Annotated in this window: 26 protein-coding genes; 8 read left to right on the forward strand and 18 right to left on the reverse strand. The window is 66.0% G+C overall.

Annotated elements, in window-relative coordinates:
* Position 1 precedes the first annotated feature (1 nt).
* From JOF46_RS18025 to JOF46_RS18055, 7 genes are all read right to left on the reverse strand, one after another.
* The gene (locus JOF46_RS18025) at positions 2 to 1801 is read right to left on the reverse strand and encodes a proline--tRNA ligase (RefSeq protein WP_209909690.1); all 1800 of its coding nucleotides are present in this window, start codon (positions 1799 to 1801) and stop codon (positions 2 to 4) included.
* A gap of 295 nt (positions 1802 to 2096) precedes the next feature.
* Positions 2097 to 3029, reverse strand: a complete 933-nt coding sequence (locus JOF46_RS18030) for a hypothetical protein (RefSeq protein ID WP_209909693.1) — start codon at positions 3027 to 3029, stop codon at positions 2097 to 2099.
* 60 nt (positions 3030 to 3089) lie between these two features.
* The gene (locus JOF46_RS18035) at positions 3090 to 3776 is read right to left on the reverse strand and encodes a sensor domain-containing protein (RefSeq protein ID WP_209909696.1); all 687 of its coding nucleotides are present in this window, start codon (positions 3774 to 3776) and stop codon (positions 3090 to 3092) included.
* Positions 3777 to 3940: 164 nt separating this feature from the next.
* On the reverse strand, positions 3941 to 4756 hold the full coding sequence (locus tag JOF46_RS18040) for a hypothetical protein (protein WP_209909699.1): 816 nt from the start codon (positions 4754 to 4756) through the stop codon (positions 3941 to 3943).
* A 76-nt stretch (positions 4757 to 4832) separates the two neighbouring features.
* A complete protein-coding gene (locus JOF46_RS18045; protein WP_209909702.1) occupies positions 4833 to 5741 on the reverse strand; it encodes a GNAT family N-acetyltransferase in 909 nt (302 codons plus the stop codon).
* Positions 5695 to 6840 (reverse strand): flavodoxin-dependent (E)-4-hydroxy-3-methylbut-2-enyl-diphosphate synthase, encoded by a 1146-nt coding sequence (gene ispG, locus JOF46_RS18050; protein WP_425355083.1) that lies wholly within the window; start codon positions 6838 to 6840, stop codon positions 5695 to 5697. The genes JOF46_RS18045 and ispG overlap by 47 nt, the downstream gene beginning before the upstream one ends.
* Positions 6841 to 7008: 168 nt before the next feature.
* A complete protein-coding gene (locus tag JOF46_RS18055; protein WP_209909705.1) occupies positions 7009 to 7308 on the reverse strand; it encodes a YciI family protein in 300 nt (99 codons plus the stop codon).
* 433 nt (positions 7309 to 7741) lie between these two features.
* On the opposite strand from JOF46_RS18055, the gene JOF46_RS18060 reads away from it, so the two are divergent.
* The 4 genes from JOF46_RS18060 (at position 7742) to JOF46_RS18075 (ending at position 10127) form a co-directional block, all read left to right on the forward strand.
* Positions 7742 to 8215 carry a DUF1801 domain-containing protein gene (locus JOF46_RS18060; RefSeq protein ID WP_209909707.1) on the forward strand — a complete coding sequence of 158 codons (474 nt, stop codon included), beginning with the start codon at positions 7742 to 7744 and terminating at the stop codon, positions 8213 to 8215.
* A gap of 9 nt (positions 8216 to 8224) precedes the next feature.
* Positions 8225 to 9001: a VOC family protein gene (locus JOF46_RS18065; protein WP_209909709.1), complete on the forward strand. Its 777-nt coding sequence runs from the start codon at positions 8225 to 8227 to the stop codon at positions 8999 to 9001.
* A gap of 44 nt (positions 9002 to 9045) precedes the next feature.
* A complete protein-coding gene (locus JOF46_RS18070; protein ID WP_209909711.1) occupies positions 9046 to 9666 on the forward strand; it encodes a GyrI-like domain-containing protein in 621 nt (206 codons plus the stop codon).
* A gap of 236 nt (positions 9667 to 9902) precedes the next feature.
* Positions 9903 to 10127 (forward strand): response regulator transcription factor, encoded by a 225-nt coding sequence (locus tag JOF46_RS18075; RefSeq protein WP_209909713.1) that lies wholly within the window; start codon positions 9903 to 9905, stop codon positions 10125 to 10127.
* Positions 10128 to 10277: 150 nt separating this feature from the next.
* Here JOF46_RS18075 and JOF46_RS18080 read toward each other — a convergent pair whose 3' ends face one another.
* From JOF46_RS18080 to JOF46_RS18095, 4 genes are all read right to left on the reverse strand, one after another.
* Positions 10278 to 11675, reverse strand: coding sequence for a pyridoxal phosphate-dependent decarboxylase family protein (locus JOF46_RS18080; protein WP_209912020.1), 1398 nt, complete (start codon positions 11673 to 11675; stop codon positions 10278 to 10280).
* Positions 11676 to 11895: 220 nt separating this feature from the next.
* On the reverse strand, positions 11896 to 12345 hold the full coding sequence (locus tag JOF46_RS18085; protein ID WP_209909715.1) for a hypothetical protein: 450 nt from the start codon (positions 12343 to 12345) through the stop codon (positions 11896 to 11898).
* Positions 12346 to 12366: 21 nt separating this feature from the next.
* Positions 12367 to 12945, reverse strand: coding sequence for an AraC family transcriptional regulator (locus tag JOF46_RS18090; protein ID WP_209909717.1), 579 nt, complete (start codon positions 12943 to 12945; stop codon positions 12367 to 12369).
* Between the two features lie 242 nt (positions 12946 to 13187).
* Positions 13188 to 13577 (reverse strand): hypothetical protein, encoded by a 390-nt coding sequence (locus JOF46_RS18095; protein WP_209909719.1) that lies wholly within the window; start codon positions 13575 to 13577, stop codon positions 13188 to 13190.
* Between the two features lie 737 nt (positions 13578 to 14314).
* Between JOF46_RS18095 and JOF46_RS18100 the strand changes: the two genes are divergently transcribed.
* Positions 14315 to 14875, forward strand: a complete 561-nt coding sequence (locus JOF46_RS18100; protein ID WP_209909722.1) for a helix-turn-helix transcriptional regulator — start codon at positions 14315 to 14317, stop codon at positions 14873 to 14875.
* A gap of 213 nt (positions 14876 to 15088) precedes the next feature.
* On the opposite strand, the gene JOF46_RS18105 is transcribed toward JOF46_RS18100, so the two are convergent.
* From JOF46_RS18105 to JOF46_RS18125, 5 genes are all read right to left on the reverse strand, one after another.
* A complete protein-coding gene (locus JOF46_RS18105; RefSeq protein ID WP_342592499.1) occupies positions 15089 to 16468 on the reverse strand; it encodes a M50 family metallopeptidase in 1380 nt (459 codons plus the stop codon).
* Complete coding sequence (gene dxr, locus JOF46_RS18110) at positions 16465 to 17715, reverse strand: 1-deoxy-D-xylulose-5-phosphate reductoisomerase (protein ID WP_209909725.1); 1251 nt, start codon at positions 17713 to 17715, stop codon at positions 16465 to 16467. The genes JOF46_RS18105 and dxr overlap by 4 nt, the downstream gene beginning before the upstream one ends.
* Positions 17716 to 17856: 141 nt before the next feature.
* Positions 17857 to 19491, reverse strand: a complete 1635-nt coding sequence (locus JOF46_RS18115; RefSeq protein WP_245348669.1) for a tripartite tricarboxylate transporter permease — start codon at positions 19489 to 19491, stop codon at positions 17857 to 17859.
* A gap of 15 nt (positions 19492 to 19506) precedes the next feature.
* Positions 19507 to 20010: a tripartite tricarboxylate transporter TctB family protein gene (locus JOF46_RS18120; protein ID WP_209909731.1), complete on the reverse strand. Its 504-nt coding sequence runs from the start codon at positions 20008 to 20010 to the stop codon at positions 19507 to 19509.
* On the reverse strand, positions 20007 to 21014 hold the full coding sequence (locus tag JOF46_RS18125) for a Bug family tripartite tricarboxylate transporter substrate binding protein (protein ID WP_209909735.1): 1008 nt from the start codon (positions 21012 to 21014) through the stop codon (positions 20007 to 20009). Before JOF46_RS18125 ends, JOF46_RS18120 begins: the two co-directional genes overlap by 4 nt.
* A 258-nt stretch (positions 21015 to 21272) precedes the next feature.
* On the opposite strand from JOF46_RS18125, the gene JOF46_RS18130 reads away from it, so the two are divergent.
* On the forward strand, positions 21273 to 22847 hold the full coding sequence (locus JOF46_RS18130; protein WP_209912024.1) for a sensor histidine kinase: 1575 nt from the start codon (positions 21273 to 21275) through the stop codon (positions 22845 to 22847).
* Positions 22844 to 23515: a response regulator gene (locus tag JOF46_RS18135; protein ID WP_209909738.1), complete on the forward strand. Its 672-nt coding sequence runs from the start codon at positions 22844 to 22846 to the stop codon at positions 23513 to 23515. Before JOF46_RS18130 ends, JOF46_RS18135 begins: the two co-directional genes overlap by 4 nt.
* A gap of 6 nt (positions 23516 to 23521) precedes the next feature.
* Here JOF46_RS18135 and JOF46_RS18140 read toward each other — a convergent pair whose 3' ends face one another.
* Both JOF46_RS18140 and JOF46_RS18145 read right to left on the reverse strand, forming a co-directional pair.
* Positions 23522 to 24070 carry a MaoC family dehydratase gene (locus JOF46_RS18140; protein WP_245348182.1) on the reverse strand — a complete coding sequence of 183 codons (549 nt, stop codon included), beginning with the start codon at positions 24068 to 24070 and terminating at the stop codon, positions 23522 to 23524.
* Positions 24071 to 24192: 122 nt separating this feature from the next.
* Entirely contained in the window at positions 24193 to 25356 is a 1164-nt protein-coding gene (locus JOF46_RS18145; RefSeq protein WP_209909741.1) for an acyl-CoA dehydrogenase family protein, read from the reverse strand.
* Positions 25357 to 25635: 279 nt separating this feature from the next.
* Between JOF46_RS18145 and JOF46_RS18150 the strand changes: the two genes are divergently transcribed.
* On the forward strand, positions 25636 to 26250 hold the full coding sequence (locus JOF46_RS18150; RefSeq protein ID WP_209909744.1) for a TetR/AcrR family transcriptional regulator: 615 nt from the start codon (positions 25636 to 25638) through the stop codon (positions 26248 to 26250).
* Positions 26251 to 26271: the final 21 nt, after the last annotated feature.

Raw genomic sequence — 26271 nt, forward strand, 5'->3', positions numbered from 1 at the left:
TCTAGCCCTTGACGAGCGCGATGAGCTCGGACACCACGGTGTCCACTGCCACGTCGGTGCGCTCTCCCGTGGCGCGGTCCTTGACCTCGACGAGCCCGTCGGCCAGGCCGCGGCCGATGACCACGATGGTCGGCACGCCGATGAGCTCGGCGTCGGAGAACTTCACGCCGGCCGAAACCTTGGGCCGGTCGTCGTAGATGACCTCGACGCCGGCTGCATGCAGCTCGTCGGCGATCTTCTGCGCGGCCTCGAAGAGCTCGGCCTGCTTGCCGGTGACCACCAGGTGCACGTCGGCCGGGGCCACGTTGCGCGGCCAGACCAGGCCGTTCTCGTCGTGGTTGGACTCGGCCAGGGCGGCGACCGCGCGAGTGACGCCCACGCCGTAGGAGCCCATGGTGACGATCTTGAGCTTGCCGTTCTGGTCAAGCACCTTCAGGTCCAGGGCCTCGGCGTACTTGCGTCCGAGCTGGAAAATGTGTCCCATCTCGATGCCGCGGGCGGTTTCCAGCGGGCCGGATCCGTCCGGTGCCGGGTCCCCTGCGTGGACCTCGACGCATTCGATGGTGCCGTCCCAGGCGAAGTCGCGCCCGGCCACCAGGCCGAAGACGTGCTTGCCCGATTCATTGGCGCCGGTGACCCAGGAGGTGCCCGAGACCACGCGCGGGTCGACCAGGAACAGGATCTTGGAGGAACCCTCCAAGCCCAGCACTGCATTCTCCAGGCCCAGGGCCGGGCCGATGTAGCCCTTGATCAGGGTCGGGTGCTTCTTCAGGTCGTCCTCGGTCGCTGCCTCGAGCTCGACCTCGCCACCGGTTTCCAGGTGGGAAGAGATGTTGGCCTCGACGCGCTTGAGGTCCACGTTGCGGTCCCCGGGCAGGCCGATGGCCACCAGCTGGCGTTCGCCGGTGGGCAGCTTGGCCGCAAGCACCACGTTCTTCAGGGTGTCGGCAGCGGTCCAGGCGCCGTTGGCGCGCGGGGCGACCTCGTTGGCGCAGGCCACCAGCGTCTCGATGGTCGGGGTGTCGGGGGTGTCCTTGACGTCGAAGGCCGGGGCATCGGTGAAGTCGATGTCCTCGGGCACGATCGTGGTCACCGCCTCCACGTTCGCCGCGTAGCCGCCGGCCGAGCGCACGAAGGTGTCCTCGCCGACCGGGGTCGGGTGCAGGAATTCCTCGGACTTGGACCCGCCCATGGCGCCGGCGGTCGCGAAGACCGGCAGGATTTCCAGGCCCAGTCGCGCGAAGATCTTGATGTAGGCCGCGCGGTGGGCCTGGTAGGCCTCTTCGAGGCCCTCGTCGTCGATGTTGAAGGAGTAGGAGTCCTTCATGATGAATTCGCGGCCGCGCAGCAGGCCCGCGCGCGGACGTGCCTCGTCGCGGTACTTGTTCTGGATCTGGTACAGGTAGGCCGGCAGGTCCTTGTAGGAGTTGTACAGGTCCTTGACCAGGAGGGTGAACATTTCCTCGTGGGTGGGGGCCAACAGGTAGTCGGCTCCCTTGCGGTCCTGCAGGCGGAACAGGCCCTCGCCGTACTCGGTCCAGCGGCCGGTGGTCTCGTAGGGTTCGCGCGGCAGCAGGGCCGGGAAGTGGACTTCCTGGGCGCCGATGGCGTTCATTTCCTCGCGGATGATGGCTTCCACCTTGCCCAGCACGCGCAGGCCCAGCGGCAGCCAGGTGTAGATCCCGGGTGCGGCACGGCGGATGTATCCGGCGCGGATCAGCAGCTTGTGGCTGGCGACCTCGGCATCGACCGGGTCTTCGCGCAGCGTGCGCAGGAACAGTGTGGAGAGCTTGAGGACCACGCTAACTTTCCATTTCCGCGGCCTGTTTCCAGACCACAACATAGTGGTGGGAGTGCAAATCTTTGGTGCACCGGCAGGCCGTGGCGGCCGACTCGGGGCCGGCCGCGCTTCGGCAAGGCGGGCCATGTCCTGCGCGCACGGCAAGCCGCGGGCGAAGCATGGCGCCACAAGGCACTTGTCCCATCTTACGTGGCCCACCCGGTGCGCCTTGGCATCGAAGTCCGCGCGGCCCGGTGCATGTGCCCACTTCCCCGGCGGCCGCCGTCCGCCGGTGGCGCGTTCTGCGGGCGGGCGCTTATTTGCCTTCCATATGCAGCAGCGCGAGGTCGATGTATTTCTCGGCTTCCTTCACCGCCTTGCCAAGGTCCTTGGCATTGGAGATGTTGACCGTGACGTTGCTTTGTCCCTTGTACCCGGTCACCGTGAGGGTCTGCATGTTTTGTCCCATCATTTCCACACTGGTGACGGTGGCAATGGTGGTGGTCGCCGAGGTGTTGGCCTTGGCTGGTTCCACGACCGCCGAGACTTCCTGGCCCTGCATCGAGAGGGTGAATTCGCGGCACTTGGTGCTGCTCTTATCGACCTGGGCCAACGCCTGCTCGATGACGTCGGCGGAGTCGTAGGAACCGAGGTTCACGCTGGTCGACAGGTCATTGGCGTCGGCAGGAAAAACGACGGCAGCCATGTTGACCCGGTCCATCATCTCGCTCACGCCGGCCAAGGCAAATGCTCCGCACTCGGCCGGGTCGACTTCCATTCCCGAAAGGATGTCCTCGATCATCGGCGCGCTGGCCCGCAGTTCGGCATCCTCAAGGATCTTGGTGCCGCCCTGGCCGCCCGCCTCGCGGATGGCCTTGGCTACCTTGCCCAGTTCCTTCGCCGTGAGTTGCCCGCCGGCGGCAGCCTTCGGTTCTTCTGAACCTTGGGAAGCCTTGGTGGTTTCGGCGCTTTCGCTGCTGCTTGGTGCAGTGGGCTCGGCCGAGGCCGGCTCCGTGGCTTCCGGTTCATCGAATGGTGCGGGTGAGCTCGCCAACGCTTCGGCGACGTCGGTTTGGCTGGGCTGCGCGGCCTCTTCGGGAGCCGTTGTTCCCCCGCACCCGGAGACGGCAAGCATTGCGGCGATGGGCAAGGCCCACCATGTTGTTTTCTTCATTTTCTCCCCCGAGACGTGTACATGGAACACGGTGCCGGCCACCTGGTTTGCGGCCATGGGCAACACAATACCCATTAAAGCCAGTCAAAAGAGGAATTCTTCGGCAAAGGTTTCCCCGGGGGTTGGGCCCGGTGCCTAGGAGGTCTTTTCTTCCACGAGCTTGAGCACCGTGTCGGCGAGTTCCTCGGCCTGGGCTATGTCTTGCCGGGTGTCGGTTCCGCCCATGACGGCCACCGTGATGACGTTTTGCCCCTCCAGCGCGTTGACCGAAACCGTCGAGATCGTTGTGTCTCCGGCGCTGGTGCTGGTCTGGATGGCGGAGGTCTTCGACGCGGCGGTCTTGGCCGCCAGCGGCTTGACGCCCATCGTGGTTTCCTGTCCCTGCAACGAGAAGGAGAAATTGGCGCAGTCCTTGAGGATCTCCTCGGCCTGGGCCATGTTGGTAGCCGCATCGGCCGGGTCGCCGTAGGAGGCCAGGCCCACCTGGATTCCTTGGAGCGGTGTGGATCCGGGCAGCGACACCGAAACCACGTTCATCTTTTCCAGTTCCTCGGCGATGTCGCCACCGACGAATTCCGTGCAGGATTCCGGGGTGACCTTCATGGCCTTGCGTGCTTTTTCGGCCAGCGGAATCTGGGTCTTTAGCGATTCCTTGTCGATGATGATCGCCTTGTCGTTGTCCCCTGCGACCACGTTGGCGATGTCGGAGAGCGCCCGGGCGTCCAGTTGCCCGGCCGCCGCGGCGGTGGAGCCGGCATCGGCGCAGCCGGTAAGCAGCAGGGCGGCGGCGAGCGGGAACAACAACAGGGCGCGTTTTTTCACGAAAAATCCTCATCAAATGCGGGGCAATGCCGGCGGCAACGGGATGCGGATGCTCCGTCGGCCAAACCCCAAGCTTAGGAGTAGGGGGTGACGGTTGGGGAACCCGCACCGGGGTCCGGGCGCGCCGCCATGGGCGGTTGCTGCGGCAAACGCGTCGCAAGTCCCTACGGGGCCGCAGCCGCCGCGGGCTCGATGCCGCGCATGATTCCGAGCATCGATTCGACGTCGGCCAGCGCCAGGGCGGTGGTTTCCTCCACGGTCCCCTTCACGGTCCTGGTGGCGGTCAGCATCGTGTGCCCGTCAATGGCCCGCACCGAGACCCTCCGGGTCTTGGCCTTCCCGTTGACGCTTTCGAGCATGGTTGCCGAGGTGTACGGGGCCGAGCTGGTGGCTTCCAAGCGCGAAAGCGTGGAGGTGATCTTCTGGCCGTCCGCCGAGACGGTGTACTTGCCGCAGGACTCGTCCAGATGCTGCTGCGCTGCCACGTCGGCCACCAGGGCGTCGCGGTCCCGGTAGGAGGCCACCGTCAGGTCCCCGCCGGCCTCGGGCGGAAGCACGGCGGCCGCCATCGCGGCCTGGTCCAGTTGCTCCTTGAGGCTGCCGATGCCGTAGAGCCCGCACTTGGCCGGGACCACGGTGATGCCCTCGAGCCATTTCTCGGCCGCCGGCAACTGACCGCGCAGGGCGTCCTGGTCGTTGACCTTGGTCCCCGCGGTGGCATCGGCCCACTGCTGCACGGCACCCTTCAGCGCCGCGGCATCGAGGTACGCCAGCTCCGTGGTGGCGCTTGGCTCCCCGGTGGTGGACCCCGGGGTGCTTCCGGGGCCCGGGACCGTCACCGGTCCCTGGTGCGTCGGGGTCTGGGTGGCGGGGTCCGGCGCGTTGCTGCAGCCGGCCACCGCCAGCAGCAGGCAGGCGGTGGCCAGGGCGGTGATGGCCCTGGAGCGGGATTCGTTGGTCCGTGGTGGTGGGGACGTCACGTCTGGCTTTCCGGTCGGCTGCCCACGGTTTGGGGCGCTGTGTCGGTGGTCGGTGGATGCCGGGGGTGCCGGCGGGTCAGAAGAGGATGGTGGCGAATTCGCCGACCTCTTCAAACCCGACCTTGCGGTACGTCGCAATGGCCGGGGCGTTGTAGTCGTTGACGTAGAGACTGGTGGTGGGGGCCAGACGCAGGGCATAGTCGGCAACTGCCGCCATGTAGCCGGCCGCCATGGACTTGCCGCGGTGCTCCGGGTTCATCCAGACGCCCTGGATCTGCGTGGCCCGCGTGGTGACGGTGCCCAGCTCGGCCTTGAAACGAACCGCCCCGCCCTCGTCGAGGTCGATGAGCGAATGCCCGGAATGGATCAGCGAGCGGACCCGGGAGCGGTAGAAAGACCCGCCGTTGGCCAACGGGGAGTAGCCGAGCTCCTCCTCGAACATCTTGGCGCAGGCGGGCAGGACCAGCTCGTACTCCCCCGCATGGCTGGCGCGCAGCGTCCGGTTCGGTTCGATCGCCGGGGTGCCCGTCAGGGTCATCAGCGGCTGGCTGGGCCGGACGCTGAAGGCCTGTTGCGGGCCCTCGGCCAGCACCTTCCACATCCCCATGACCGCGTCGGCGGGGCCGAAGCAGGAGGCGAAGGTGCGGTTCAACGACCTGACGGCCAGCCCGAATTCCTCGGCGTCGTCGGCGGTGATGTTGATCGGGACGATGTTGGCCCCGATCCAGCAGGCCGAGACCAGCAGGCCCCCCTCGAAGCGTCCGATGACCAGCGAGCCGCCCAGGCCCGGGCGGGCCGATCCGGTGACCGAAAGCTGCGCATCCATGAAGATGTTCGCGACCGGGTCGGCCGAAACGAGGGCACGGAGAGAGGCGGTGTCCGCGTCGTCAAGGACGCGGATACCTGGTGCCAGCGGCTCTCCTGCCCCCGGGTTACGTCTAGCCGACGGTAACCACGGGGCCACTTTGGACAGGATTTTCTCCATCCGCGTTCCCCATTTCCTCGGCGATGCGCATCGCCTCTTCAATCAGTGTCTCAACAATCTGGTCTTCGGGCACGGTCTTGATGATTTTGCCCTTCACAAAGATCTGGCCCTTGCCGTTGCCGGAGGCCACACCGAGGTCCGCCTCGCGGGCCTCGCCCGGCCCGTTGACGACGCAACCCATGACGGCCACGCGCAGCGGTACCTCGAGTCCCTCGAGCCCGGCGGTGACCTGGTCGGCCAGCGTGTAGACATCCACCTGGGCGCGGCCGCAGGAGGGGCAGGAGACGATTTCGAGCTTGCGCGGGCGCAGGTTCAGCGACTGCAGGATCTGCGCACCGACCTTGACCTCCTCGACCGGCGGGGCGGAGAGCGAGACGCGGATGGTGTCGCCGATGCCCTTGGACAGCAGGGCGCCGAAGGCCGTGGCCGACTTGATGGTGCCCTGGAAGGCCGGTCCGGCCTCGGTGACGCCCAGGTGCAGCGGCCAGTCGCCGCGTTCGGCCAGCAGCTCGTAGGCGCGGACCATGATGACCGGGTCGTTGTGCTTGACGGAGATCTTGAAGTCGTGGAAGTCGTGTTCCTCGAAGAGCGAGGCTTCCCAGACCGCGGACTCGACCAGCGCCTCGGGGGTTGCCTTGCCGTACTTCTCCATCAGGCGCGGATCCAGCGAGCCGGCGTTGACGCCGATGCGGATGGAGGTGCCGGCGGCCTTGGCGGCGGCGGCGATCTGCTTGACCTGGTCGTCGAACTTTCGGATGTTGCCCGGGTTCACGCGGACCGCGGCACAGCCGGCGTCGATCGCGGCGAAGACGTACTTCGGCTGGAAGTGGATGTCGGCGATCACCGGGATCTGCGACTTCTTCGCGATGATCGGCAACGCCAGGGCGTCGTCGGCCGAGGGGCAGGCAACGCGCACGATGTCACAGCCGGTGGCGGTGAGTTCGGCGATCTGCTGCAGCGTGGCGTTGATGTCGGTGGTGGGAGTCGTGGTCATCGACTGGATGGAAATGGGGCTGTCCGAGCCTACGCCGACGGAGCCCACCTTGATTTGGCGGGTCTTGCGTCGCGGGGCAAGGATCGGTGGCGGTGCCGATGGCATGCCGAGGCTGACCGGGATCGAGGTCAAGATTTCCTCCGTGATGTTGAGTGTGGAAGGTTTTTCCATTATCCCCCCTGCGTGCCCGCTTGCGGGGCCCAAATCTCGCAGGGCGAAGCCCCCAACGCGGGCACGGCGCCAAACGGCCGTGATCACGCGGGGTTTGGAGGATCAGGCGTGGTGAGCGAGCTCACCGGTCACGGGGCTCCATTCGGTGATCCGCAGCACCGCAATGGCGCCATGGATCGCGAAGGGGTCGTTGGCCAGGGTCTCGGCCAGTGCGGCCTGGGTCGGGGAGGAAATCAGCAACAGGGCGCCGGAACCATCGACGTAGGGGCCGGAGGCGACCAGGGCGAGGCCGTCTCCGTTGGCGCCGAGACCGGCAAGGAATTCACGGTGCTTGGGGCGATGCTCATCGCGCGTGGCGTCGGAACCGGCGGCGTACACGTATTCAACTGCGAAAACACTCATGGGCACCAGCGTATACGGAACCCTGCCACTTCCCGGCACCGAGGCATTGAGCCCGGCGGGCCCCTTCCGGGCCCTTGCCCCGCCCCGTAGGGCCTCGGGCCGCATGTCGGCACGGGGTTCCCCACTGCCTCGTCGTCCCGGGCCGAAACCCCTGGCTTCGGGCCACCCGCTGGTTGGCTGCTGGCCGCACGGCGGTGTATCTTGGGGTCCATAAACACCGGCCCCTCTGACTGCCACCGACTTTTACGTCACCGTCAGCCCAAGGGCCGGTTTTCGTCTTAACAATCCAGGGGATTCGCCGCTTGCTGCCTGCCGTTTCACCGTGAGCCGGAGGCAAATCCGAATCGGTCAGGATTCGAGAAGTACCTCCGGGGCTTCCTCCGTAGGATGGGTTCCAGGAACACCCACGCAACCACCACGGAGGAATAGAACCATGTCCGACACGGAATCAACCACTGCCGACGGAAGCTTCTCCACCCAGGAACGCGCGGCTATGAAGTCCCGCGCCAAGGAACTGAAGACCGAGGCCAAGCGGGCCAGTGCCGCCCAGAAGGCAGCAGCGGATGCCGCCGATGTGTCGGCCAAGATCGCCGCGATGCCCGAGGGCGACAGGCAGATGGCCGAGCGCCTCCACTCGATCGTCGCCGAGGTGGCCCCGGACCTGGCCCCGAAGCTCTACTACGGCCAGCCGGGGTATGCCCGTGACGGGAAGGTCGTGTGCTTCTTCCGCAGCGGGCAGATGGACAAGCTGCGCTACTCCACGTTCGGCCTCAGTCCCCATGCCGCACTCGACACCAGCGACGGGCTGTGGCCGACGTCCTACGCACTGCATAACGCCACCGAGAAGGCCTGGGACCAGGTGGCCGAACTCATCGGTCGCGCGGCTACCGCGCCCTCCGACTCCTAAGGATCATCCATGCCCTTCTCATTGAATTCCCTCTCCGTTTCCTGCCTGGACGTGCCCGCGGCCGCCGACTTCTACCGAAACGTCTTCTCGACCCCGGCCACGGCTGACGGCGAATCCATCGCCATTGACCTGCACGGGACCGGACGCCTCGAGCTCGTCCCGGCACAGCCCGCCGAATCGGCTCCCGGCCCGAGCACCGCCTACCAACGTTCCGTGCTGACCTACATCCTTCCCGGGCCCAGCGATGTCCGGGCCGTGATGGATTCCGCCGCTGCCCACGGCGCCGACATCTTCAAGCCCGCCCGGAAGGCACTCTTCGGCTCGTTCTCCGGGTCGTTCATGGCACCGGACGGGACCGTCTGGAAACTGGCAGCCGCCGGAAAGGACACCGCTTCCCCGGAAGGTGTCGCGCGGCCCACCGAGACCACGGTGATCCTCGGCGTCAGGGAGCCCAAGGCCTCGAAGGCGTTCTACGCCGCGCTCGGGATGAGCGTGGACCGGGACTATGGCAACAAGTACATCGACTTCGTGCCCGCGGACGGCGCCTCCCGGCTCTGCCTGATGCAGGAGCCGGTGCTCGCCAAGGACGTGGGCGCCGGGGACCCGCACGTCGGCAGCTCCACGGTCACGCTCACGCACCATGCCGCATCGCCCGCCGAAGCGGAGCGGATCGTTTCGGCCGCCGTCGCCGGCGGCGGCACGCAAACCGGCCACCAGGATCCGGGCCTGGCCATGATCGCTGACCCCGATGGCCACCGCTGGCTCATCTCTGCCCCGCGTCCCTGAGCCAAGGGAAGCTCCCGCCTCGCCTTCCGAACACAAGGATCCATGTGGCAGCGAAAATAGACTTCAAGAACACGCTTGAGGGCTACCGGGCGAAACACGGTGAATTCCGGGTCCTGGACATTCCCGAGATGCAGTACCTGATGGTTGACGGGCTCGGCGACCCGAACAGCTCCCCGGCCTTTGCCGAGGCACTCGAGGCCCTGTACCCGGTGGCGTACAAGCTGAAGTTTGCCAGCAAGCTGGAGCTTGACCGAGACTACGTCGTCCCTCCCCTGGAGGGCCTGTGGTGGGCCGGGGACATGGACTCCTTCACGGTGTCCCGCGACAAGTCGCGGTGGGACTGGACGATGATGCTGATGGTGCCCGAATGGATCGAGCGGGACATTTTCGAGGCCGCCCTCGGGAAGGTGGGCTCGAAGAATCCACCGGTGCGCCCGGGCGATGTCCGTCTGGGGTCCCTGGCCGAGGGCCGTTGCGTGCAGATCCTGCACGTGGGCTCCTTCGACGATGAGGGGCCGGTCCTGGAACGGATGCACCACGAGTTCATCCCCCGCCACGGGCTCCGGCTCGAGGGCAAGCACCACGAGATCTACCTCAGTGATTTCCGCAGGACCGCCCCGGAGAAGCAGCGCACTATCCTTCGCCAACCCGTTGTCGCGGCGTAGCCGGGCAGCAGCGCCCGCCCTCCGGTAGGCCCGTGGCGGGCGAATGCCTGAGTGGGTCCATCCGCAGCTGTTCGCACCCTGATTCGGGGCGCGAACGCCCGCGGATTCCCCAGTCGATTTCCGCGGTGCTCCCTGGCCGGTAAGCCTCCGCCGTTGCGGCCGAGAGCCTTTTCGCACCGGAAATCACCGCACGCCTGATCCAGGCCTTTGTATCCCGCCCGCCGGTTCCTGCCGGGTTGCCCGAGGTCCTGCGGCCGTTGACCGGCAGGGAGCTGGAGGTCTTTTCCGCGCTGTCGCTGGGGTTGTCGAACGCGGAGATCGGGGCCCGGCTGTACTTGGGCGAAACCACCGTGAAGACCCACGTCACCAAGATCCTGGGCAAGCTCGGGCTGCGCGACAGGAACCAGGCGGTGGTACTGGCCTACGAGTGCGGGTACCGCTCCCCCTGCGGCGGATCTTGAGACGCGGCGGAAAAGCGGCAGCCCATGAAGTTTGTGGAGCACTGTGTATCCGCGATCCAACGGGAACCCACCGCCGCAGCACCGTCCACCTCACAGCGTGGCGCCCATGCACCTATGCGTTCGTCTGGGTGAAGGGCAGGGTTCATGCCGTCATCCGGCGTCCTCGGCAGCGATCGCCTGCGCGACGGCGGCAAGGGACACCGTCACGTCATCGTCGTCCGTGGCCCAGTTGCTCACCGAGATTCGCAGGACGTCCCTGCCCGCCCAGCGAGAGCCTGACATCCAGGTCGTGCCGTCGGCAATGATCCGCGCCGTGATGCTCCGGGTCCGCTCGTCGGAGCCGAAGCTCACGCACACCTGGGTGAAGACAACGTCGTTGAGCACGTCAACGCCGGGCATACGCTCCAGTGCCTGGGCAAATGCCTGCGCGTGGGCAACCAGCTCGTCGACGAGTGCCGCGACACCGGAGCGTCCGAGTGAGCGCAACGCTGCCCACACGGGCACGCCACGAGCACGGCGGGAAAACTCAGGGACCTTTTCGAACGGGTCGCCGGGGCCGCGGTCGTCGTTCACCAAGTAGCTGGTGTGCACGCCGAAAACCGAGCGGACCACTTCGGGCCTTGACACGATGGCCACCCCGCAGTCGTAGGGGACATTGAGCGTCTTGTGTGCATCAGTTGCCCACGAGTCGCAGTTCTCGAGCCCGGCGAGCCGATGGCGGTGCGTCGGGCTTGCGGCAGCCCACAGCCCGAAAGCGCCGTCAACATGCACCCAGGCCCCGTGCCCATGGGCAATGTCAGCAGCCTCGGCCATGGGGTCGCACGCCCCGGAATGCAGGTTTCCGGCCTGCAGGCAGACGATCGCCGGCCCGCTGGCAGCCTCCAGCGCCTTGGCAAGCGCGCCAGGGATCAGGCGTCCCTGCGCGTCGACCGCGACCTCGGCAGGCTTGCCGAGTCCGAGGTATTTGAGCGCGAGGTCAACGGAGGCATGGCGTTCTCCGCCGACAAGGACCCTCACCCTGGGTGCTCCCGCCAGACCGTCGGTGTCGAGATCCCAGCCAGCTTCATTGAGCACATGCGCCCTGGCCGCGGCAAGCCCGACGAAATTTGCTCCTGTTGCACCGGTGGTGAATCCGACATCGGCCCCGGCCGGCAGCCCCAACAGCTCAAGCAGCCAGATTCCGGCGGCCTCTTCGGCTGCAGCGGTGGCCGGAGTGGCAAAGCGCATGGCCGCGTTTTGGTCCCAGGCACTGACCAACCAGTCCGCAGCCAGTGCAGCAGGGAGAGTGCCACCAATGACCCAGCCAAAGAACCTGCCCGAGGGCATCGCCATCAACCCTGGCTCCGCGAGGCGTGCGAGTTCGTCGACGACGGAACCCGCGTCCATTGGTTGCTCCTGCAGGGGTGCCGAGAACTTGGCGAACAGCTCGTCGGCGTTTATCCGGGGACCGACGGCACGTGCTGGGAGGGACTCGAGCCAGCCACTTGCGTGCGCATGCGCGCGGTCAAGGGCGGCGCGATACTCCCCGGCCTGTCCGTGGGTTTTCATGACCTCGATGCCTCCAAACTGCAGCACGGTTGGAGCTGCCGGAAAGGGTGTCTGCCGGTGGGACATTACGATACGCCGCCAACAACATCGCGGACAGGGTGCCAAGGCCATTGCGACCACGATGGCTACGCCGATCCACCATCCGCCGCCCGGGCAATACCGCCCAGGCCGAGGCGCAGAGCACTGCCGGCCAACGGTGGGCAAGGAAGTTTCCGGGCACTTAGGCAGGATCCGACGCGTCGATCCGTTGGGCCAGGTTGTTCAGTCCGGCGAGGATCAACTTTCCGTAACCGTCGTTGTCCAGTGCGTCGGCGTGTGCCAGTCCCTGGTCCAGGTGCTCCCGGGCAAGTGCGGTCCTGCCCTGGCGGTGATACCCATCGGCGAGATTCAGCTGCAGCGATGGCTGCAGTCCCTGCGCCGAAGCAATGCCGAGCGGCGCAAGAGCGTCATCCGCCAGGAAGCCGTGTTCATCAAGTGCGGCCTGGTCCCAGGCGACTTCCTTGTCCAGCTGGCTCTGGGTGTCGGCCAGGTAGTGGGCCAGGATGCACCGATGGGCATGGTCAGCTGGAACTGTGGCATTCCAGCAGTCCATCAGGAGTTCTTGACCGCGTTCACTGTCTCCACCGAGTGCCACGGAGATGGCAGCGGTGATTGTTGTCCAGTCGATCATGCTCGGTCCTTCGCGCTTGAATCATCTTGTTGAATCCAACGCTACCGACCGGCCACTTGGCGGGTATTGGACGAATCGGACATTCGAGGCGACCGCGAACGCCTTGGTGGGAGGTTCGCCTGCCAATTGGCGGGTTTCCCGGTTGAGGTGGGACTGGTCGAAGTAGCCCGTTGCCACCGCCAGGTTGGACAGATCCGGGTTCCCGAGGCGCGGCACTCTTGCCGCGGCGCGGTGCAGTCGGGAGATCCGCATCAGTATCGAGGGCGGCAGACCGAAGTATGTCAGACACCGGCGGTGCAGCTGACGGACGGACAGCCCTGAGATGTCGGCCAGTTCGGCCACGCTGTGCTCGCCCGCCCGAATCCGGCCAGCAATCCGGGGAATCCACGGATCGACGGCCAGGTGTGACGCCCTGTCGTTGACCATTGCTGTCAAATGGTCGGCTGGCGTCCCGGGCAGAAGGCGGTTTTCAGAGATCGGTTCGGTTGGCCATCCCGGGAGTTCCTCGACCGCAATCCGGGCATCCAGGAAATTGTTCAGGGGCTCCCCCGCGATGGCTTGGCCCCAGTGCATGGCTATGCGAACGCCAACGACCTCCACGCCTGATCGTTCCGGTCTCCAGGGCCGCGATTGGGGGCCAAGCCACCATATGCGTCCCTCGATGAGGACAAGGCCGGTCAATCCGTCCGGAGGTACCGCGGGGACCGATCGATTGCCGGTCGTCAACGAATAACGGGCCTCCACCAGGTTCGCGGCGAGAGATGGCCGGCCGTTTCCCGTGGGCGCCGACGCGATCATGACCGAGCCAAGATTCCGGGCCGCAGTTCTCTCCATGCGCATCACTATAGCGCCCGGATGTACACGCAGACGGGCCGGCGCTCAGCGACGCCCCGGCATGGGCATGGCGGCAAGAATTCGTCCGGTGTTCGCCAGTGTGGACTCGTGGTCCGTTGGCTCATGGCGGTCGATTTGGCTTTCAGGACAGAGCGCCACATCCAGCCGCCTTCGGCCAGCCGCTGCGCATGGATATCGGCGAGTCTGGCGCGAATCTGCCCTGAGCTGGGTGCTTGCGAAGGATCGGCGCACAGGTCGTCGTAAGCCGCAGCCGCGTCGGTCCCCAGCCAGGATTCAATGGCTTCATCTCGCTCGTAGGCACCGGACTCGACGCTTTGTTTGAGCGAATGGGCCATGGAAATGGGGCCGGTGATACCTTGCGGCTTCTTATTGCCCATGGGAAAACCCACCCTTCGAATATGCTTCAAACATACTCCGGCAAGCGGGTCCCGGCAGAAGGCCCGGACCGATTCATTGACATAAGTAGGCGGAGGCCAAGCAACCACGCGCCTTGCCCACTACGTTCTCGTCAACAGGATCTACTGCCCCAGACTTGACCAGCGCTGGCCGAACCCGCCAGTAAAGTACGAAAATCAATATCCGACGCTTCACAACGCCTGCCGGTGGTTCAATCGTGAGCCATCTCATCAGGGTGCGGCGGTTGCCACACCGATGAGCCTTTCGCTCCCGTTTGATGAGGCGGGATAGTCGGCGATCAAGGTGTCAATCATCAAAGCCTCCACATGCGATCGCACCAGGATCCCGGTATTGTCAGCCGAGGTTGGGTGCTGCAGACTGGGGAGCAATGTCGAACGAGTGGATTCCCAAGGCGTCGAGCGTTGCCAGGGAATTGAAACCAGAGGTGTACGCCGCTGTGCGCCAACTGATGGAAAAGGGCTGGCGTCTTCGGCGACAAGGCCACAAGTTCTATTTGTACTGACCCTGTCCTCCGCCTTTTCATAGCAAGATTCGTATCGATGGCACACCGAAGAGTCCAGCGCGGCATGCCCGGACCGTCCTCAGGGAAGCAGCCAAATGCCCCGATCATCTGATCGAACGAAGTCTAGATTCCTAGCCGTTTCCATTTGACAACGGGCTCGAGTGGTTGCCTACTGGGAACTGAAGGAAAGCACAAATGTCCAGCACTTACGAACTGCAGCTTGAGATAGTTGCTCCGGCAGAATCGCAGTTAGAGGCAGCGGAAAACGACGTCGAACTCGTATATTCCGCGCACGGCCCGACCCACTTCTTGACGATTTGGCAAGAAGCGGCGACACCGTTGAGTGCCGCGATGATCGCAGTTGCCCACTTGCGAAAATCCGGCATCAAGGTTCAACGCGCAGTCGAAGATCTTGTCAGCAGGCAAGATATCGCAGACCGCCTCAGCGTGTCACGGCAAGCCGTGGGCAACTGGATACGAGGGGAACGCCGAGGCAGCGAGGGTGAAGAGTTCCCATCTCCCTACAACCTCGTCGGCGGCGGAGTATGGCTATGGAAGGACGTGAACGACTGGGCGCGCGGAATCGCTGCAACCGACAATGAAGTGGAACATCTGGCAGCAATCGACTATATGCTCATCAATCACTGGATCTACCATGACGATCTGGGCGTCTTGAACCCAAGCTTCATGAAGGAAATTCAGGATCCCGACGCCGCCTCACAGGCTACCGACGGGATTCAATTTCATTCTCTTTGACGGCACAAGAGAAATCTTGCGTCAGTGGACTCAAGCCGAGCGTCCGCTCCGTCCATCAAGTCCAGTGGCCCGGGCCATTGCTTCGCTGACCAGAAACGCAGATTCGTTCCGTAATCCCGTCTGCCCTTCGTGGATGTTTTCCCAACCAAAACGGCCCCCGATCTCTCCCACCCTTTGGGGAGTGCATCAGGGGCCGCTTCAGGTCCGTCAAGGTCAGCCGAAAATGGACACAGGCTTCACGATATCGGCGTAGATCAGCACCGCACCCATGACCATCATGCCGACCGCGACCACGTAGGTCAGTGGCAGCATCTTGGCGATGTCCACCGGCCCCGGATCCGGGCGCTTGAAGAGCTTGGCGACGAACCGGCGCACCGATTCGAAGAGCGCACCGACCACGTGCCCGCCATCCAGCGGCAGCAGCGGGATCAGGTTGAAGACGAACAACGCGATGTTCAGCCCGCCGATCAACGAGAACATCGAAGCGACCTTGTCCGCCACCCCGATCTGGTCCATCGCGCTGATCTCCCCGGCGATGCGTCCCACGCCCACCACGGAGATCGGACCGTTGGGGTCGCGCGGTGCATCACTGAAGGCGGCCTTGCCGACCGCTGCAACACGCGCCGGCAAATCGAGCACCACGGCGGTGACGCCCTTGAGCTGGGTGCCCACCGCGGGCAGCACCGAGGAGATCGGCTGGGAAATGTTTTCCACCTTCGAGCCCATGCCGATGAAGCCGACCTCGACGGTCTCGCGCTTGCCCGAGGCGTCGGTGACGACCTGGCCCTGGTCGTTGATCAGCGGACGCTCGGTCTTGTAGGGGGTGATGGACGTGGAGTGCTCCACCCCGTCGCGCTCAAAGGTCAGCGGGACCGATTCGCCCGCATGGCCGCGGATGGCCTGGGTCAGCGGCACCCAGTCCGTGTTGCCGACCGGCTTGCCGTCGAAGGAGGTGATCGTGTCCCCGGGGCGCAGGCCCGCGGCGTAGGCCGGGCCGGGTGCGTCCGAGGGCAGGCAGCCGTTGTTGACCGAGGCGTCCCGGGTGGTTTCCTGCCCCAGGGGCACCACGCACTGGTAGACCTCGTCGACGGTGCTGGTCTGGGTGGGCATGCCGAAGCCGACGGTGACGATGCCGACCATCACGATGCCGATCAGCAGGTTCATCACCGGGCCGCCGAGCATGATGATGATGCGCTTGTAGACCGGAAGCTTGTAGAACAGCCGGTTCTCGTCCCCGGGCTGCAGCTGCTCGGCCGCCGCGTGCCGGGCCTCGTCGGCCATCTGCTGGAACATGCCGGTAGAGGACTTGCGCAGGATCGGGGCGTCGGTGGCGCCCACGACGCCCTTGTTCTTCGCCGGCGGGTACATCCCGATCATGGAGATGTAGCCGCCCAGCGGGATGGCCTTGAAACCGTATTCGGTGTCCCCGCGTTTGAAGGACCACAGCGTCTTGCCGAAGCCGATCATGTACTGGGGCACGCGCACGCCGAAGCGCTTGGCCGGGATCAGGTGCCCGACCTCGTGCAGGCCGATGGACACGCCGACGGCGACGACCATGACCAGCACGCCGAGGATGAAAAGAAGGATGCTCACAGTGATTCCAAACGTTTGGCGGCGGCTTTTCGTGCCCAGGTCTCGGCGGCCAGCACCGTCTGAAGGGTCGGTGCCCCGGCTTCGGGGGTGTAGGTCCCCAGGATCGCCTCGATGGTCTCGACGATGTCGGTGAAGCGGATGGCCCCGGTGTGGAAGGCCTCCACGGCCTCCTCGTTCACCGCGTTGTACACGGCCATGTGCGTGGGCGAGGCTGCGGAGGCGGCCTTGGCCAGCCTGATCGCGCCGAAGGCCTCCTCGTCAAGCGGCTCGAAGGTCCAGGACGCGACGGTGGACCAGTCGCACGGGGTGGCCGAGCCCGGCACCCGGTGCGGCCAGCCGATGCCCAGGGCGATGGGCAGTGCCATGTCCGGCGGGGAGGCCTGGGCGATGGTGGAGCCGTCGATGAACTCGACCATCGAGTGCACGATCGACTGCGGGTGCACCACGGCCTCGATGCGTTCCAGCGGCACGTCGAAGAGCAGGTGCGCCTCGATGACTTCCAGGGCCTTGTTGACCATGGTCGCGGAGTTGGTGGTGATCACCTTGCCCATGTCCCAGGTGGGGTGGGCGAGCGCCTGGGCGGGGGTGACCGAGCGCAGCGCCTCGGCGGACCAGCCGCGGAAGGGGCCGCCGGAGGCGGTGACGATGAGCTTGTGGACCTCGTCCGGGGTGCCGGCGCGCAGCGCCTGGGCCAGCGCGGAGTGTTCGGAATCCACCGGCACCAGCTGCCCCGGCGCGGCTGCGGCCTTGACCAGCTGCCCGCCGACGATCAGCGATTCCTTGTTGGCCAGGGCCAGCAGGTGCCCCGCATTCAGCGCGGCCAGCGTGGGTGCCAGTCCGATGGACCCGGTGATGCCGTTGAGCACCACGTCGGCGTCGGGGAAGCGGGCGATCTCGGTGGCCGCGTGCTCGCCGGCGAAAAGCTGCGGGGCGTACCCGTGCACGCCCGCGGCTTCTGCAGCCTCGGCGATGGCCGCGGCCAGCGCGTCGATCCCAGGGTGTGCGCAGCCCACCGCCGGGGCCCGGGTGGCCACGGCCTGGGTGGCCAGCAGCGCGAGGTTGTGCCCGCCCGAAAGCGCGGCGACGGCGAAGCGGTCGGGGGCCGAGGCGATGACCTCAAGGCCCTGGGTTCCGATGGACCCGGTGGAGCCGATCAGCGTGATGCGTCGGATCGTTCCGGGGCTCGGGGCGGTGAATGCCGTGGCCTGGGTCTGGGTGGAAAACTGCGCGATGTTCACCTGACCCATTATGTCCGCTGTTGCTGTGGCTTCCCAATGGGCAGGTGGTTCCGGTGAACAGCACCACCGATGGGTTCTTAAGCAAGTGTGGCCCGTGTTTCCCTTCACCAGCCGGGAAACACGGGCTACACCTAGCGGTGAAGCGTCTTGCTAACTGCGCGGTCGAGAACCGTTGCCGGTGGCATGGTGCTCTTCGGAAGGCACTTCGCTGCCTTCACCGTTCACTTTGGCCTCGGTTTGCCCGGCAACAATCTCGGTGTATTCGGGCGCCGCCAGGGCAGGCTCCACGAACTCATCGAAACCCGAAGCCGTCTTCGGGAACATGCGGCGAAGCACCATGGAGGCCAACGGCCAAAGCAGGACCACGGCAATGATCAGGTAGGCGACCACGGCGACCGGCTCGCTGAACAGACCGGCCGGATCCCCGGCACTGAGCTGCAGCGACTTGCGCAATTGCGCCTCGGCCCGGGGGCCGAGGATCACCCCGATGATCAGCGGCAGCACCGGGATCCCGAAGCGCCGCATCGCGAAGCCCAGCACGCCCAGCACCAGCAGGATGACCAGGTCGAAGGCCTGCAGGTTGACCGCGTAGGCACCCAGCGTGGCAAAGAACAGGATGCCCGCGTAGAGGTAGGGACGCGGCAGCTGCAGCAGCTTCGCCCAGAGCGGGGCCATGGGCAGGTTGATCAGCAGCAACAGCGCATTGCCGATGAACAGGCTGGCGATCAGCGCCCACACCATCACCGGCTCCTCCTCGAAGAGCAGCGGGCCCGGTTGGATGCCGAACTGCATCAGCGCCAGCAGCATGACCGCGGCAGTCGCGTTGGTCGGCAGGCCCAGGGCCAGCATGGGTGTCAACGTACCGGCAGCGGCGGCGTTGTTTGCAGCCTCGGGACCCGCGACGCCCTCGATGGCACCGTGCCCGAATTCCTCCGGGTGCTTGGAGAGCTTCTTCTCGGTGACGTAGGACAGGAACGTGGGGATCTCCGCGCCGCCAGCCGGCAGCGCACCGAACGGGAAGCCGAACGCTGTCCCGCGCAGCCACGGCTTCCAGGACCGCTTCCAGTCGGATTTGCCCATCCACGGGCGCCCCACCGGAATGGTGTGGCTGCGGGTCTTGCGCAGGTGCGCGGCGATCCACAGGGCCTCGCCGATGGCGAAGATTGCCACGGCAACAACCACGATGTCCAGTCCGTCTGCGAGCAGCGGTTGGCCGAAGACCAACCGGCCCTGGCCGCTGACCGGGTCCATGCCGACCAGGCCGATGGCCAGGCCCAGGCCCAGCGCGGCAAAGCCGCGCAGCTTGGAGGATCCCAGCACCGCGGTGACCGCGATCAGCGCCAACAGCATGATTGCCAGGTAGCTGGGGTTGCCCAGGGACACGGCGAACTTGACCACCCAGGGGGCGATGGTGGCAAGCAGCGCGGTGCCGATGGTCCCGGCGACAAACGAGCCGATGGCAGCGGTGGCCAGTGCCTGGGCTGCCCGTCCGGCCTTGGCCATTTTGTGGCCCTCGATCGCGGTGATGACCGTCGAGGACTCCCCCGGGGTGTTCAGCAGGATCGAGGTTGTCGAGCCGCCGTACATGCCGCCGTAGTAGATCCCGGCGAACATGATCATCGCGGCCGTGGGTTCCATCCCGTAGGTCACCGGCAGCAGCAGCGCAATGGCCATGGCAGGTCCGATGCCCGGCAGCACGCCGACCGCAGTGCCCAGCAGCACGCCGATCACGGCGAAGAGCAGGTTGATGGGGGTAACCGCGGTGGAGAACCCCTGCATCAGCATGTTGAATGTATCCACTTACAGCACTCCCTTGAGCAGGCCGGCAGGAAGGTGGATGCCAAGCCCCAGATAGAAGCCGTAGAACGTGCCCACGGCCAAGGCCACGGAAATCAGTCCGTCACGGATGTAGTTTCGGCTGCCCAGTGCCAAGACGCTGCCCCAGAAGAGGATGGTTCCGGAAATGACCCAGCCGAGCGTGTCGATGAAGATGATGTTGGTGATGAACACCAGGCCGAGGGGCACCACGACCTTCCAGTCGATGGGGGTCCCGATCTCGACGTCCTCGCCGTCCTCGGGCTCAGCGGCCCCGCCGCGCAGCACGTTGACGGCCAGCATGACGGCACAGACCAGGAGCAGCGCGGCGACAATATAGGGAACCGTCTTGGGTCCCAGCCCGTCGGACTGCCGGTAGGGCACCGCCAGGCCGACGGCATCGACAAGCACCAAGGCCCCGACCGCCCCGAGCAGGGCCGCGAAGCCCAGCTCGGAACGGCCTTTGAGCCAAGTGGCTACTGGTTTCATGCCAGACCAAGTGCCTTCAGGACATCGGAAACCCGCTTGTCCTGATCGGTGAGGAAGGTGGAGAACTCATCGCCGGTGATGAACGCATCGGTCCAGCCGTTGTCCGCCAGGGCCTTCTTCCATTCCTCGGTGCCGTGCATCTTTTCCAGCGTGGCGATCCAGCGGGCCTTGGCCTCGGCGCTGATCTCCGGCGGGGCCACCAGGCCGCGCCAGTTGCTGAACTCAAGGTCGATGTTCGATTCCTTCAGGGTGGGAGCGTCAACGCCCTCCAGACGCTCGGCACCGGAGGTTGCCAGCACGCGAACGTCCCCGGATTCGATCTGCTTCAGGAACTCGCCGGCGCCCGAAGCTGCGAAGCCAAGCTTGTTGCCCAGGATCGCGGGCAACAGGTCGCCGCCGCCATCGTAGGAAACGAAGTTCACCTTGGTCGGGTCGATGCCCACGGCCTGTGCAAGCTGCATCGGGAGCAGGTGGTCCGGGCCGCCCGGGGAGGAGCCTCCGCCGACCGCGACCTTGGACGGATCCTTCTTCCAGGCCGCGACCAGGTCGTCGATGGTCTTGTACGGGGAATCCTTGGAAACCATGATGGCGCCCGGTTCCTGGATGAGGCGTGCAATCGGGGTGGTGTCGGTCAGCCGGGCGGCGGTGTCGTTGGTGTAGCTCGCACCGACAACGCCCAGGCCCATCAGCATCCCCAGGTCGCCGTTGCCCTTTTCGTTGACGATGCGGGCCAGGCCCACGGTGCCGCCTGCGCCGGCAAGGTTGAAGACCTCAACCGACTTGGCAATGTCGGTTTCCTCCATGACCTTCGCACCAACTCGGGCGGTGGTGTCGTAGCCGCCGCCGGGGCTGTTGGGGACCATGATGCGCAGGCCCGTGACCGGGCCGGATGCCGAGGCGCTGCCCGGGGACCCGGCGTCGGTGCTGGTCACCCCGCAACCGGTGGCGGCGAGCATCAGGCCGGCGGCGACGGCTGCCAGGCGAAGGAACTTTGAAGGTGCCATGGTGATTCCAATCCCAAATACGAATGAATGATGTGGACCACATTAGGATGCCTTGGCCGCGGACCAATTCTTGTGTTCGCAAAGAAAGTTGTGTTCATTGTGTTCACGCTCACATTCGGTGACGGGGCATGCCTTCGGTAGAGTTCTCCCGGCCGGCACGTGACGGATCGGGCGATCGGCGCCCCGACCTGCCAGGCACGGAAAGGACCGCAGGTGTCCAGGCAAACCCTTGGCCCACGCTTTGGCCGCACCACGAAGCTGTCCCTTGCCGGGCAGTTCCTTGGCCTGCAATTGCTGATCCTGCTGGCAGTGCTGGCCGGGGTGCTGTCCATGTCACTGGCCCAGTCCACGCAGACCTTTGAACGCGTAGAGTCCCGGCGCTCGCTGTCCGCGGCCGAGAACCTTGCCGCGATCCCGGTGGTGCGGGCCCTGCTGCCGGAGGCCAGGCCCCGCTACGGGGCAACGCTTCCCGCCATCGCCGAATCGGTGCGGTCGGTCTCCGGAAGCGGCGAGTCCCTGCTGGCCAACGCCCAGGGCATCGTGGTGACATCTTCGGATCCCTCCCTGCTCGGGGAACCGTTCCCGGTGGGCGAGTCCACGGTGCTCCAGGGGCGGGCCTGGACCGGTGCGACGGTGAGAAGCGGCATCAAGATGCTCGAGGCCCATGTCCCGGTGCTGGCCGACAACGGAAGGCTCGTGGGCTTCGCGGTGGTGGGCCGGACCTATCCATCGATATTCGAACGCCTCCTGGAGGCAACCCCCAACCTCTTGGTCTACCTCGGGGTCTCCGTGGCCCTGGGAACCGTCGGGTCGCTGCTGCTCTCGCGCAGGGTCAAGCGCCAGACCCTGGGCCTGGAACCGGAGGAAATCACCGGACTGGTCGAGCACCGCGACGCGATCCTGCACGGCGTGAAGGAGGGCGTCGTGGCCATCGACCTGCGCGAGCGCATCACGCTGGCCAACGACGCGGCACGCCAGCTGCTGGGCTGGCCCGATGACTGCGAGGGCCGCACGCTGACCGAACTGTCCATCGAACCTCCCCTGCGCGAGGTGCTGACCATGAAGCAGCGGGATGCCGACCGGCTGGTGCTGGTCGGCGAGCGCCTGGTGGTGCTCAACCGCCGGCCCATGGAATCCCACGGCCGGGTGGTCGGGTCGGTGACCACGCTGCGGGACCGCACCGAGCTGACCACGCTGGAAAAGGAACTCGGAGCCACCCAAATGACGACCGAGACGCTGCGTGCCCAAACCCACGAGTTCGCCAACCAGCTGCACACCATCTCCGGGCTGATCCAGCTGGAGGAATACGACGAGGTGGTGTCCTACGTGGACGGGGTCAGCTTCAGCCGCACCCGCCTGCTCGATGACGTCACCACCCGGATCGCCGATCCCACGGTCGCCGCCCTGCTCATTGCCAAGTCCGCGCTGGCCTCCGAACGGGGCGTGGGCATCGACTTGGACCCCGGTTCACTCCTTGGCCGCGTCGACGAGGCCCTGTCCCGGGACCTGACCACGGTGGTCGGAAACCTGGTGGACAACGCCATCGATGCCGTGGCCGGCCGCCCCGACGCCCGGGTTCGCATGCGGCTGTCGGAGGACGGGAACACCGTCACGGTGAGGGTGCACGATTCCGGCGCGGGCGTCGAATCGTTGGACCTCGGCAAGATCTTTGTCCAGGGCTTCAGCACCAAGACCTCTTCGTCCGCGGCGGGCCGCGGATTCGGTCTGGCCTTGACGCGCCTGGTCTGCCTGCGGCGCGGCGGCGACGTCACCGTGGCCAATGACAAGGGAGCCGTTTTCACTGCACACCTTGGGAAGAAGGGACAGTCATGATCAAGGTCCTGATCGTCGATGACGATTTCATGGTTGCCCGGATCCATTCCGGGTTCGTGGCCCAGATGCCCGGCTTCGAGGTCGCGGGGGTGGCACGCAACGGGGCCCAGGCCCTCGTCGAGGCGGCCCGCATCACCCCCGACCTGGTGTTGCTGGACATCCATCTTCCCGACATCTCCGGGTTGGAGCTGCTGGGCCAGCTGCGCGCCGCGGTCCCGGATTTGGACGTGCTGGTGATCAGTGCCGCCCGCGAGGCCGACACCGTGCGCAGGGCACTGCGCGGGGGCATCGTGCACTACCTCATGAAGCCGTTCACGCAGGAGGACCTGCATCAAAGGCTGGAGCACTACCGGCGCACCTACCGATCGCTGGAGTCCGTCGACACCGCCGAGCAGTCGGACGTGGATGCCGTCTTCGGCATGGCGGGCTCGGACAAGCCGTTGCCCAAGGGGTGCGGGCCCGAGACCATGGACAGGGTGCAGTCCACCCTGCGTTCCTCCGAGGCCGATTTTTCGGCCCTCGAGGTCGGGGAGCTGCTGGGCCTGTCCAGGGTCAGCGCGCGGCGCTACCTGGAGTACCTCAACGAGATCGGTGCGGTGCACGTGAACCTGCGCTACGGTTCCGGGCGTCCCGAACGGCGCTACAGCTGGAAGGGACCGCGTGGCTGAGCGGGCCTAGAGCCAGTCGTCCACGCCGAAGGACCCGTTGCGCAGCTTCTCGTGGGCCTCGCGGGTGAACATCAGGCACACCCGGGTCGCCTCGGCCACGGTGATGCCGTCCTGGTTCCTGCCCACGTGGGCGAAGGTCGCCACCCCGAGCCCGGGCCTGGAGTTGGAGGGGCGCAGATCAACGATGTGCGTCTGGGTGTAGAGGGTGTCCCCCGGGAACAGCGGGTGCGGGAAGCGCACGTCGGTCAGCCCCAGCTGGCCCATCAGGGTGCCCTGGGTCAGCTGCGCCACCGACTGGCCGACCATGGTGGCCAGGGTGAACATCGAGTTCATGACCCGGCGGCCAAAGGGCTGCGTGGCCGCATAGGCGGCGTCCAGGTGCAATGCCTGGGTGTTCATGGTCATGGTGGTGAACAGGACGTTGTCCGCCTCGGTCATGGTGCGCCCGGGCGAGTGCACATAGACCGCGTCGGCATCCAGTTCCTCGAAGTACAGGCCACGCTGGTGGATTTCGTGTACGTCGCCCTGCTCGGCCATGGCCATCACGCATCCCATCGGTTCATTGCGGTTCGCTTCGGCCGGCACCGCGCCGGTGCGCCGGCCGGCCGAGGCAACCCCTGGAGGACTCTTGTTCTCGTATCCTACAAACTTTTCACCCCGTGCGTCCGGGACCCGCCTTAGAGTCCCAGGGAGCGGGCGATCAACAGCAGCTGGACCTCGGTGGTGCCCTCGCCGATTTCCAGGATCTTCGAGTCCCGGTAGTGCCGGGCCACCAGTGATTCGTTCATGAACCCGTAGCCGCCGAAGATCTGCGTGGCGTCCCGGGCGTTGTCCATGGCCGCCTCCCCGGCCACCAGCTTGGCGATCGCGGCCTCGGTCTTGAAGTCCTGGCCCGCGAGCATCTTGGCCGCCGCCGCATAGTAGGTGAGCCGCGAGGTGTGCACCCGGGCGGCCATGCGGGCGATCTTGAAGGAGATGCCCTGGTTCGATCCGATGGACTTCCCGAAGGTCGTCCGGGTCTTGGCATAGGCGGTGGCCTCGTCCAGGCAGCCCTGGGCGGCCCCGGTGCCCAGCGCCGCAATGGCGATGCGTCCCTCATCGAGGATGGACAGGAAGTTCGCGTAGCCGCGCCCGCGCTCCCCCAGCAGGTTCTCCTCGGGGACCTGCGCGTCCTCGAACCTCAGCGGGTGGGTGTCCGAGGCGCGCCAGCCGACCTTGTCGTAGGCCTTCTCCACGGTGTAGCCGGGGGTGTCGCGCGGCACCAGGATGGTGGAGATTTCCTTGGCGGTGGTTCCGTCGGGCTTCTGCCGGGTCCCGGTGACTGCGGTGACGGTGACCAGGGTGGAGATGTCGGTGCCGGAGTTGGTGATGAATTCCTTGGATCCGTTGATCGTCCAGGTTCCATCCGCCAGGGCCGCTGTGGTAGCGGTGCCCCCGGCATCGGAACCGGCCCCGGATTCGGTCAGGCCGAACCCGGCCAGCTCGGTACCCGAGCACAGGGCCGGAAGCCAGCGTTCCTTCTGCGCCTGGGTCCCGAAGCGGTGGATCGGCATGGCCCCCAGGGAAACCCCTGCCTCCAGGGTGATCGCGACCGACTGGTCAACCCGCGCCAGTTCCTCGATGGCCAGGGACAGGGCGAAGTAGTCCCCGCCCATCCCGCCGTACTCCTCGGAAAAGGGCAGCCCGAACAGTCCCATCTGGCCCATCTGGGCCATGACTTCATAGGGGAAGGAATGTGCCGCGTCGTGCTTGGCCGAGACCGGGGCGACGACCTCGGTGGCGAACTCGCGCACCGTCTTGGCCAGTTCCTTGTAGTCCTCGTTGAGTTCCAGGTTGATCATTTTCCCCGGTGTCCCTTTCGCTGGTAGGCATGGATGCGGGATTGCCGGTTGTCGGTCCGAAGCCGCGTGTTGCGGGCGTCGGCCGGCCGGTCCCGCGGGCCCGTCCGGTCCGCGGTTGCGGGCCGCTTGGGCTTTGTCCGGCGACCACGTATTGTTAGTGATCATTAACTGAGTTCGAGGCTAGTGGCGTACGGCACACTTGTCCAGTGTCCCAGGAGCACCAAGAACCGCCCGGCTTTCGCCGGCATGCGGGACCTTGGCAGGAAGGAGCGGTGAGGCGTGAAGGCAAACGGCAAGGACCTGGCTGCGACCGACCGCGACCGCGCCAAGGCACAACGACGCGAAGACCTTTTGGCCGAGGCCACCAGGCTCTTTGCCATCCACGGCTATGCCGGGGTGTCGCTCGAGGACCTCGGGGCGGCCTGCGGAATAAGCGGCCCGGCGGTCTACCGGCACTTTTCCGGAAAGCCGGCGGTCCTCATCGCCCTGCTGGTTGGCGTCAGCCAGGACATGCTCGACGGCGGCCAGAAGGTCACCGCGGCCGGGGGCGGAGCCGAGGAAATCCTCAGGCGGCTGATCGCCTTCCACACCGATTTTGCCCTGGCCCGACCCGACATCATCCAGGTCCAGGACCGCCACCTGGTGACCCTGCCGGCCGCGGAGCTGCAATTGGTGCGCAAGCTCCAGCGTGCCTACATCGCGCTGTGGACCGAACAACTGCACCGGATCCACCCCGAGGAAACCAACGCCGTCGTCCGCTTCCGGGCCCACGCCGCCTTCGGTTTGCTGAACTCCACCGCGCATTCGGCGCACTCCCCGCGCACCTCCAAGGCGGGGTTGCGCAAACTGCTGAACCAGATGGCGGCATCCGCCCTGTTCACCCGGGTAGGCTAGGACATAGACGACCATCACAAC

Origin of the sequence: Paeniglutamicibacter psychrophenolicus, assembly GCF_017876575.1 — a bacterium.
Taxonomy (GTDB): Bacteria; Actinomycetota; Actinomycetes; order Actinomycetales; family Micrococcaceae; genus Paeniglutamicibacter; species Paeniglutamicibacter psychrophenolicus.

Coding starts and splice junctions, on each gene's coding strand:
- JOF46_RS18095 (WP_209909719.1), bottom strand. CDS start 13,577: ATGGGCAATAAGAAGCCGCAAGGTATCACCGGCCCCATTTCCATGGCC.
- JOF46_RS18080 (WP_209912020.1), bottom strand. CDS start 11,675: ATGAAAACCCACGGACAGGCCGGGGAGTATCGCGCCGCCCTTGACCGC.
- JOF46_RS18115 (WP_245348669.1), bottom strand. CDS start 19,491: ATGCTGATGCAGGGGTTCTCCACCGCGGTTACCCCCATCAACCTGCTC.
- JOF46_RS18100 (WP_209909722.1), top strand. CDS start 14,315: ATGTCCAGCACTTACGAACTGCAGCTTGAGATAGTTGCTCCGGCAGAA.
- JOF46_RS18060 (WP_209909707.1), top strand. CDS start 7,742: ATGTCCGACACGGAATCAACCACTGCCGACGGAAGCTTCTCCACCCAG.
- JOF46_RS18065 (WP_209909709.1), top strand. CDS start 8,225: ATGCCCTTCTCATTGAATTCCCTCTCCGTTTCCTGCCTGGACGTGCCC.
- JOF46_RS18085 (WP_209909715.1), bottom strand. CDS start 12,345: ATGATCGACTGGACAACAATCACCGCTGCCATCTCCGTGGCACTCGGT.
- dxr (WP_209909725.1), bottom strand. CDS start 17,715: ATGGGTCAGGTGAACATCGCGCAGTTTTCCACCCAGACCCAGGCCACG.
- JOF46_RS18030 (WP_209909693.1), bottom strand. CDS start 3,029: ATGGGTATTGTGTTGCCCATGGCCGCAAACCAGGTGGCCGGCACCGTG.
- JOF46_RS18125 (WP_209909735.1), bottom strand. CDS start 21,014: ATGGCACCTTCAAAGTTCCTTCGCCTGGCAGCCGTCGCCGCCGGCCTG.
- ispG (WP_425355083.1), bottom strand. CDS start 6,840: ATGCCATCGGCACCGCCACCGATCCTTGCCCCGCGACGCAAGACCCGC.
- JOF46_RS18145 (WP_209909741.1), bottom strand. CDS start 25,356: ATGATCAACCTGGAACTCAACGAGGACTACAAGGAACTGGCCAAGACG.
- JOF46_RS18140 (WP_245348182.1), bottom strand. CDS start 24,070: ATGGGATGCGTGATGGCCATGGCCGAGCAGGGCGACGTACACGAAATC.
- JOF46_RS18055 (WP_209909705.1), bottom strand. CDS start 7,308: ATGAGTGTTTTCGCAGTTGAATACGTGTACGCCGCCGGTTCCGACGCC.
- JOF46_RS18135 (WP_209909738.1), top strand. CDS start 22,844: ATGATCAAGGTCCTGATCGTCGATGACGATTTCATGGTTGCCCGGATC.
- JOF46_RS18045 (WP_209909702.1), bottom strand. CDS start 5,741: ATGGAGAAAATCCTGTCCAAAGTGGCCCCGTGGTTACCGTCGGCTAGA.
- JOF46_RS18120 (WP_209909731.1), bottom strand. CDS start 20,010: ATGAAACCAGTAGCCACTTGGCTCAAAGGCCGTTCCGAGCTGGGCTTC.